The sequence below is a fragment of the Streptococcus sp. 3613 genome (genome assembly GCF_013277375.1).
In the GTDB taxonomy this organism is placed as follows: Bacteria; Bacillota; Bacilli; order Lactobacillales; family Streptococcaceae; genus Streptococcus; species Streptococcus pseudopneumoniae.
The window spans coordinates 1-7,894 of record NZ_VMMV01000033.1 but is presented as its reverse complement, the minus strand read 5'-3'; the positions used below and the strand labels follow the sequence as shown (position 1 = coordinate 7,894).

The 7,894-nt window shown below is 41.1% G+C and carries 4 protein-coding genes and 2 pseudogenes; 3 read left to right on the top strand and 3 right to left on the bottom strand.

Going from position 1 to position 7,894, the window contains the following annotated elements:
- Nucleotides 1-240: 240 nt before the first annotated feature.
- Nucleotides 241-990, bottom strand: a complete 750-nt coding sequence (locus HT708_RS04065) for a 1-acyl-sn-glycerol-3-phosphate acyltransferase (RefSeq protein ID WP_172926023.1) — start codon at nucleotides 988-990, stop codon at nucleotides 241-243.
- Nucleotides 991-1,315: 325 nt separating this feature from the next.
- Nucleotides 1,316-2,482 carry an IS30 family transposase gene (locus HT708_RS04060; protein WP_172926022.1) on the bottom strand — a complete coding sequence of 389 codons (1,167 nt, stop codon included), beginning with the start codon at nucleotides 2,480-2,482 and terminating at the stop codon, nucleotides 1,316-1,318.
- A 185-nt stretch (nucleotides 2,483-2,667) separates the two neighbouring features.
- On the opposite strand from HT708_RS04060, the gene HT708_RS04055 reads away from it, so the two are divergent.
- Entirely contained in the window at nucleotides 2,668-5,004 is a 2,337-nt protein-coding gene (locus tag HT708_RS04055) for a cation-translocating P-type ATPase (protein ID WP_172926021.1), read from the top strand.
- A gap of 561 nt (nucleotides 5,005-5,565) precedes the next feature.
- On the opposite strand, the pseudogene HT708_RS04050 reads toward HT708_RS04055, so the two are convergent.
- Nucleotides 5,566-6,905: pseudogene (locus HT708_RS04050) on the bottom strand (IS1380 family transposase).
- Nucleotides 6,906-7,286: 381 nt separating this feature from the next.
- Here HT708_RS04050 and HT708_RS04040 point away from each other — a divergent pair.
- Nucleotides 7,287-7,478 carry a helix-turn-helix transcriptional regulator gene (locus HT708_RS04040; protein WP_023934097.1) on the top strand — a complete coding sequence of 64 codons (192 nt, stop codon included), beginning with the start codon at nucleotides 7,287-7,289 and terminating at the stop codon, nucleotides 7,476-7,478.
- A gap of 92 nt (nucleotides 7,479-7,570) precedes the next feature.
- Nucleotides 7,571-7,894 (top strand): annotated as a pseudogene (locus tag HT708_RS04035) (IS630 family transposase); the annotation flags it as partial.

Below are 7,894 nucleotides of genomic sequence, written 5' to 3'. Positions count from 1 at the left end.
TTCACGGGTGGTTATGACTGAGTATAAATGGACAATCTTAAAGTTACTCTATTGTAGAGTGGCTTTTGATTTGATTAGGAGATTCTTATAAATATAGTAAAATGAAACAAGAGCAGGACAAATTGATCAGGACAGTTAAATCGATTTCTAACAATGTTTTAGAAGCAGAGGTGTACTATTCTAGTTTCAATCTACTATATAAATGAAAAACCTTGGCTGTTTGACCAAGGTTCATTTCTTCTATGCAAGTTTTTCTCTTTTCTTATCTGGATTCCAGACGAAGCTTGCGATAAAGCTAAAGATGATGGTTAGGATAGCGAGGATAATGGCAAGGATGAGGGCAGGGATACGGATAAACCACCAGAGTGGGTTTGGTTTTTTATCATTGTGCCATTGTTTTGTTTCTTCGTCCAAACGTTGAAATTCTGCTTGGATGCGATTGGCGACTGTTTCAATACCTTCATCATTCATTTTCTTGATATCTGAGATATCGATTGGATTTCCAAAGTTCATATCCACACGCTCACGGCTAACTAAGCCCTTCAAAGTCATGGGACCTGTATAGGTAACCGGCATGATACGGACCTTGGCCATTTTGGCAATCAGGGCAACTCCACCCTTGACATCGTTTGAGTGACGGCTTCCGCTTGGAAACATGATGAGAGAGCGGTCACTTTTTTTGAGAACATTGATAGGGTATTTGATGGCTGAGGCGCTAGGATTTTCACGGTCGATAGGAAAGGCACCACACATACGAATCCACCAACCAAAGATACGGTTGGTAAAGAGTTCTTTTTTGGCCATAAAGATGAACTGTTTTGGCTTGGTCGCAAAGGCCATGTAAACAGAATCCCACCAGGTACGGTGAGGCGCAACCAGAATATAATTTTCATCTTGATTAGGAATTTTATCAGTATTATGATAGTGGGCATTGCCATTGATGGACCATAGGAGCAAGACAACCAATCCACGTAAATAAGTATAAAACATGCGATCTCCTTCGATTATTTTCTTGTTATTATTATACCTTATCAAAGGAGGGCTGGCAAACTTTTTCCATTTGGGTAAATTCCCAAACTAAGTTCCACCGCTAATCCAAGTGGAAGTTAGTCTGATAAAAATTCTAAAAACCAGTGGAAATCCGTGTCAGGGTAAGTTCCACTGGTTTTAATCATGCTTGATTTTATTGCTTTTGTAACCAAAAAGAATCGAAAAAAAGAGCGCACAAAATCCTCTCATCTGAAAGCGTTTCAGATTAAGTTCCGCTATGGTGGAAGTTAGTGTGAGACGTTTGAATGGGGTTGAAGGTTAGTTTTTAGAATTTATGTTGGAGTAATTTAGACGACTGGCAGACGTCTTCTGCAGGTATTTTAGAAATGCCGAGAAGCTTAGGAATCTCTTCTCCATAGGTAAAGGCAAAGAGCTCATAGGCTGACTTTCCATTCAAAGCAGCACGTTTGACACTGTTGACATGAGAGCAGACGAGATTGATGTCCTCTTGAGTTAAGTTGTCAAAAGAAGTTCCCTTAGGTAGAATGTCACGAATCAGCGTGTGATTTTTCTCAATTCTCCCTTTCTGGTCAGAGCGATTAGGGTCACAAAAGAAGAGTTTACTCTCTCCTCGCACATCCATTTCGATATCATCAACCCTGGCAAACTCTCCACCATTATCGGTAAGAATGACAGGAAAGAGTTGGAAGAAATCTTTGTCAGCTTGGTGAAGAGTGTTCTTGATGGCATAGAGGTGTTTGGTAACCTCAAGGGCAGTTTTATTATCCAGAAGCCTAGCGAAGATAAAGTTACAGAAAGACAGGTTGAAGGTAAGTAGGACTTTACCTCCCATCCTGCCCAGAACTGTGTCCATTTCCAGCCAAGAGTCTAGTTGATTAAGGACTAAATAGTTTTGGAAATCCTCATAGGAACGGCCTTTTTTAGCTTCTTTAGGGATGGAAGGTAGTTTACTTTTCCGTCTTTCTTTGAATTTAACGGCTCTGGCTAGATCAATCGGAGCGATAGACAGGTAACCTTTTCGGATGTGTCGATAGACAGTTGAGGAGCTGACATCAAGGTTATGAGTTTTGAGGATATGATAGATGTGTTGTCCCTTTTTAACACCATCAGAAATGACTTTGTCCATGTCCCAGAAGGTCTTGGAATTGAGGGGAGTTCCTTCACGAGCTTCAACAAGAGTTTGTTCGTACTGTTTTTGAGCTTGTTTAGCGAGGTATAAAATCTTCTTATAGCCACAATTTTGTCTTCTTTTAGGGCATCCATTACAGACAAAGGGAGCCTTATCGAGTAAAGGGCAGGGAAGGTTATCACACGTAGACTCTCGGACTTGTCTGTTTCGTTTGACTTCTTTGGAGACAGTAGTTGGGTCTTTTAGAATGGACTGTCCAATAGCTTTGAAGGTTTCACCGCGCTCTAAGCCTAATTGGATATCATTACGGTCTGAAAGGGTAAGGTGTTTATGTTTTGTCATAGTGAGCCTCATTTCTAACTCAAACGTCTCACACTTAATTCCACCATAAAAATCCGTTTTAGACTAATTTCCACTTTGGTCAGGCAAGTGGAAGTTACTTTGAGAAGTTACGCTTTTTCCATTTGTAATAAGTATATTTAGGATGAGATTAGTATTCTATCATAAAAAATGATATGATAGAATTTATGGATAAAAATAAGATTATGGGATTAACCCAAAGAGAAGTCAAGGAAAGACAGACTAAGGGCTTGGTCAATGATTTTACTGCTTCGGCCAGCACCAGCACTTGGCAAATCGTTAAACGAAATGTCTTTACCCTTTTTAACGCTTTAAACTTTGCCATTGCTTTGGCACTAGCCTTTGTGCAGGCTTGGAACAATCTGGTCTTCTTTGCTGTTATCTGCTTCAACGCTTTTTCTGGGATTGTGACCGAGCTACGAGCCAAACGCATGGTGGACAAGCTCAATCTCATGACCAAGGAAAAGGTCAAGACTATTCGTGATGGCCAAGAAGTGGCTCTGAATCCGGAAGAATTGGTGTTAGGAGATGTCATTCGTCTGTCTGCTGGAGAGCAGATTCCCAGTGATGCCTTGGTTTTGGAAGGCTTTGCGGAAGTCAATGAAGCCATGTTAACGGGGGAAAGTGATTTGGTGCAAAAGGAAGTGGATGCCTTGCTTTTGTCAGGAAGCTTCCTAGCCAGTGGGTCAGTTTTGGCTCAAGTTCACCATGTAGGTGCAGACAACTATGCTGCCAAACTTATGCTTGAGGCTAAGACTGTAAAACCTATCAACTCCCGTATCATGAAATCGCTGGACAGGTTAGCTGGTTTTACTGGGAAGATTATCATTCCTTTTGGTTTGGCTCTCTTGCTAGAAGCCTTGCTTTTAAAAGGCCTGCCTCTCAAGTTATCCGTTGTAAATTCTTCGACAGCCCTACTGGGAATGTTGCCCAAGGGAATTGCCCTTTTGACCATTACTTCGCTTTTGACTGCGGTGATTAAGTTGGGCTTGAAAAAGGTCTTGGTGCAGGAGATGTACTCTGTTGAGACCTTGGCACGCGTGGATATGCTCTGTCTGGACAAGACGGGTACCATCACCCAAGGAAAGATGCAGGTAGAGGCAGTTCTTCCGCTGACGGAAACTTATGGTGAAGAGACTATTGCCAGCATCTTGGCCAGCTATATGGCCCATAGTGAGGATAAAAATCCAACAGCCCAAGCCATTCGAAAGCGTTTTGTGGGAGAAGTTACTTATCCTATGATTTCCAATCTTCCCTTCTCTAGCGACCGCAAGTGGGGAGCCATGGAGTTAGAAGGTTTGGGAACAGTTTTCTTAGGGGCGCCTGAGATGTTGCTGGATTCTGAGGTCCCAGAAGCCAGAGAGGCCTTGGAGAGAGGTTCACGTGTCTTGGTCTTAGCTCTCAGTCAGGAAAAACTGGACCATCATAAACCACAGAAACCTTCTGATATTCAGGCTCTGGCCTTGCTGGAAATCTTGGACCCTATTCGAGAGGGAGCCGCAGAGACGCTGGACTATCTCCGTTCTCAGGAAGTAGGCCTCAAGATTATCTCTGGTGATAATCCAGTTACGGTATCCAGTATTGCCCAGAAGGCTGGTTTTGCGGACTATCACAGCTATGTCGATTGTTCAAAAATCATCGATGAGGAATTGATGGCCATGGCGGAGGAGACAGCTATTTTCGGACGTGTTTCCCCTCATCAAAAGAAACTCATCATCCAAACGTTGAAAAAAGCGGGTCATACAACGGCTATGACAGGGGACGGGGTTAATGATATCTTGGCCCTTCGTGAGGCGGATTGTTCTATCGTGATGGCGGAGGGGGATCCAGCAACCCGTCAGATTGCCAATCTGGTTCTCTTGAACTCAGACTTTAATGATGTTCCTGAGATTCTCTTCGAGGGTCGTCGCGTGGTCAATAACATTGCTCATATCGCCCCGATTTTCTTGATAAAGACCATCTATTCCTTCCTGTTAGCAGTCATCTGTATTGCCAGTGCTTTACTAGGTCGGTCAGAGTGGATTTTGATTTTCCCCTTCATTCCGATCCAGATTACCATGATTGACCAGTTTGTGGAAGGTTTCCCACCATTCGTTCTGACTTTTGAGCGAAATATCAAACCTGTTGAGCAGAATTTCCTCAGAAAATCCATGCTTCGAGCCCTACCAAGTGCCCTTATGGTCGTATTCAGCGTTCTCTTTGTGAAAATGTTTGGCGCGAGTCAAGGTTGGTCTGAGTTAGAAATCTCAACTCTACTCTATTATCTACTAGGGTCTATTGGTTTCTTGTCCGTATTTAGGGCCTGCATGCCATTCACACTCTGGCGTGTCCTCTTGATTGTCTGGTCAGTAGGAGGTTTCCTAGCGACAGCTCTCTTCCCAAGAATCCAAAAACTGCTTGAAATTTCAACCTTTACAGAACGAACGTTGCCTGTTTATGGTGTCATGATGTTGGTCTTTACAGTGATTTTCATTCTGACTAGTCGCTATCAAGCCAGAAAATAAAGAAAGACTGCAATCTGTGGATTGCAGTTTTTTTATACGACGAGTCTATCGTATAGTGGATTGAATCTGGAATAGGACATCATAGCTACTAAAACATTTCTAATACTCTTCGAAAATCTCTTCAAACCACGTCAACGTCGCCTTACCGTACTCAAGTACGGCCTGCGGCTAGTTTCCTAGTTTGCTCTTTGATTTTCATTGAGTATAAAAATTAATTTGCCTTTCCTAATCGATTTGTTTATATATTATTTCAATATACTATAAATCTAATGTGCAAGGCCTACGTGCCTATTATCTATCGGTGAACCCAAGAGCGACCCTCAAGCCTGCTTGTATTGAGGTAGCAGCTTCAAATGTATGTGGCTAGACTATTTGAAGTATGACGCAAGAAACAATACTCTTCGAAAATCACCAGAAAAGCTAGTTAAACTACTATCCTTCTGGTGATTTTGCTTAATTTCTGATGTTCGAGACATGATTGAGGAGATTTGTCTTGATTTTTTCCTAAAAAAGGGCAGACTCCTCCCTTGGTTTGATGCTCGATTTTTAAAATAAGGTGACTTATTCTGTTAGGCATGTTTTCCCCTGCCCTCTAGCTCTATATGGAACAGGGAGTATCAGATTTATCTGGCAGATTGTATCAAATAAGGCTTGAAACTGTTTTGAATAGGCGTATAGACTTGAGAATTTGAGAATATGTCGTCTAGCAGTAGAGACATATTTTCGGCAATATGAAGGAAGAGAGGTCGAAAACGCTTGATAGTCAAGGCCTTTACTTCATCACCAGCTAGCTGCTTTAAAAAGAGGTAGAGATTATAAGCCAGATAGCCCATCATCATACGTACTTCATTCTTAACCATGGTCGAACTATCTGTCTTATCCCCAAAGAATCCTGCTTTCCTTTCTTTGATAAAGTTTTCAGCATTCCCTCGTTCACGATAGAATTGAAACAGCTCCTCACTATCTACACTGCTTAAATTGGTTACAAGAGAGACCACATCATAGAACAATTCCCCTTCCTGTCTTTGGGAAAATTGGCAAACACGACGTGGCTGGCGCCAAGAATCGGCTTTATAAAGGGACTCTGAATAGGAAGAATGAGGTAAAATACTCAAATCCTCTGAACAAGGCAAGGTTAAATCTCCCAAGCGACTCAGAACAGCGTTCCTTTTCAGTTTGGTCAAATAGGCATGACCTCTATCTTCCAGTAAATCATAGAGTTTTGGGCTCACAAAACCGCTATCCATACGAAAAATCAGATGGTCAAACTGCTCTAAAATGGGGTGAATAAGGGCATCTGCTCCTTCTGAACAATAGCGATTTCCAGAACGTAACTGGGCATTCAGACAATAGCCAGTCTGGCTTTCAAAGGCATAAAGGGGATGATAAGCTGTCACCTGATAATGAGCATTATAGTCGGCTCCCTCTTGATGCCCATAAGTGGTAAAATGAGTGGAATCCACATCAACGATAAGACTGGGTTGGCTTTGCATTTGTAAAAAGAGTTGAACCAGTTCAAAGTTTAGTCTTCGCAAGCTCCCAACAGTTGCTTCTGTTGAACGTGACAGAAAGCGAGACAAGGTTGGTTGAGACGCAACTTGTCCAGTTTCCAACAGTTTTGGAAAATAAGCATCTGATTTTAATTTCTTACAGGCATAGTCTATGTCATAGCCTGTAAGGATTTGAAAGAGAAATTGGATGACAATATCGGCATCCGAATAGTGATAATAGCGTCGTTTATCATCGCTCATAAGATGTTTTGAAATAGTTTCTTTTAGATTCAACTTTGTGAAGAGTTCTTTGAAGAGCAGAAGACCAGCTTGATTGGTCAGATTTCCACCATCGAAAGAAAAGTGTGATAAAGTATTGTTTTTCGTAGATTTATTTTATATACTGGTCATTAGAATTTCCTTTGTTTTGATTTTGTTTTCGATTATATCATAAAGGAGAAACTCCCTTTTGTCCAGTAAAAACAGCACCCAATGGGTGAAAAGAGAAAGCACCTAGAATCCTCGGTTTCATATCGATTCTGGATGCTTTTTGTGTTAGGTGTGAATAATTGGGGGAGAAAGAGATTGAAGATTGTCAAAAACAGATGAATGAATATATAGACGAGTATGAACATCAAGTGAGGAGATTGGAGAAATTAGTTAACACTATAAATTTTGCAATTGATAGTAAAGAGAGAGGCTTCAACATCCCATTAGAGTAATTTAAATGTATTTTAATTGTTACAGAAATCGTGATAAAATGATTAGCAGTAGTAGATTGGAGGAAATAGTGTGGGAAGCTTATTAGCTACTCGAATTAAGAGCAGAAGAAAAGAATTGAAATTATCTCAGAAAGAGTTAGCTGAAGGAATTTGTAAGCAAGGTCAGATTAGTCGTTTGGAGAACGGAGAATATACTCCAGGTTCAGAATTATTGCATCAACTAGCTAAAAGACTTAGTGTTAGTATGGATTATTTTTTTTGACGAGCAAATTTTGAATGAGAGTACAGAACTTATTGAGTTTAAAAAAATAGTTATAGTTGCTTAGTTTCAAACAAGCATGTTATAATAAAGCTATGGCATATAGTACAGATTTTAAACAGCGAGCATTAGATTACATCAAAGAGGGGCACAGCCATGTCGAGGCAGCCAAGGTTTTTGATGTTGGCGTCAGAACTCTCTTCACGTGGGAAAAGAACTTACGTGAACAAGGACACTTAGAGAGGAAAAAGCGAGTCGTCAAAAACCGAAAGATTCCTTTAGAGGAATTGAAATCCTTTGTAGAGGCTTATCCAGATGCTTTTTTACGGGAAATTGCGGCACATTTTGATTGTGCTGTCCCTTCAGTATGGGCAGCTTTAAAGCAGATGAAGGTCACTTCAAAAAAAGATGACGAGCTT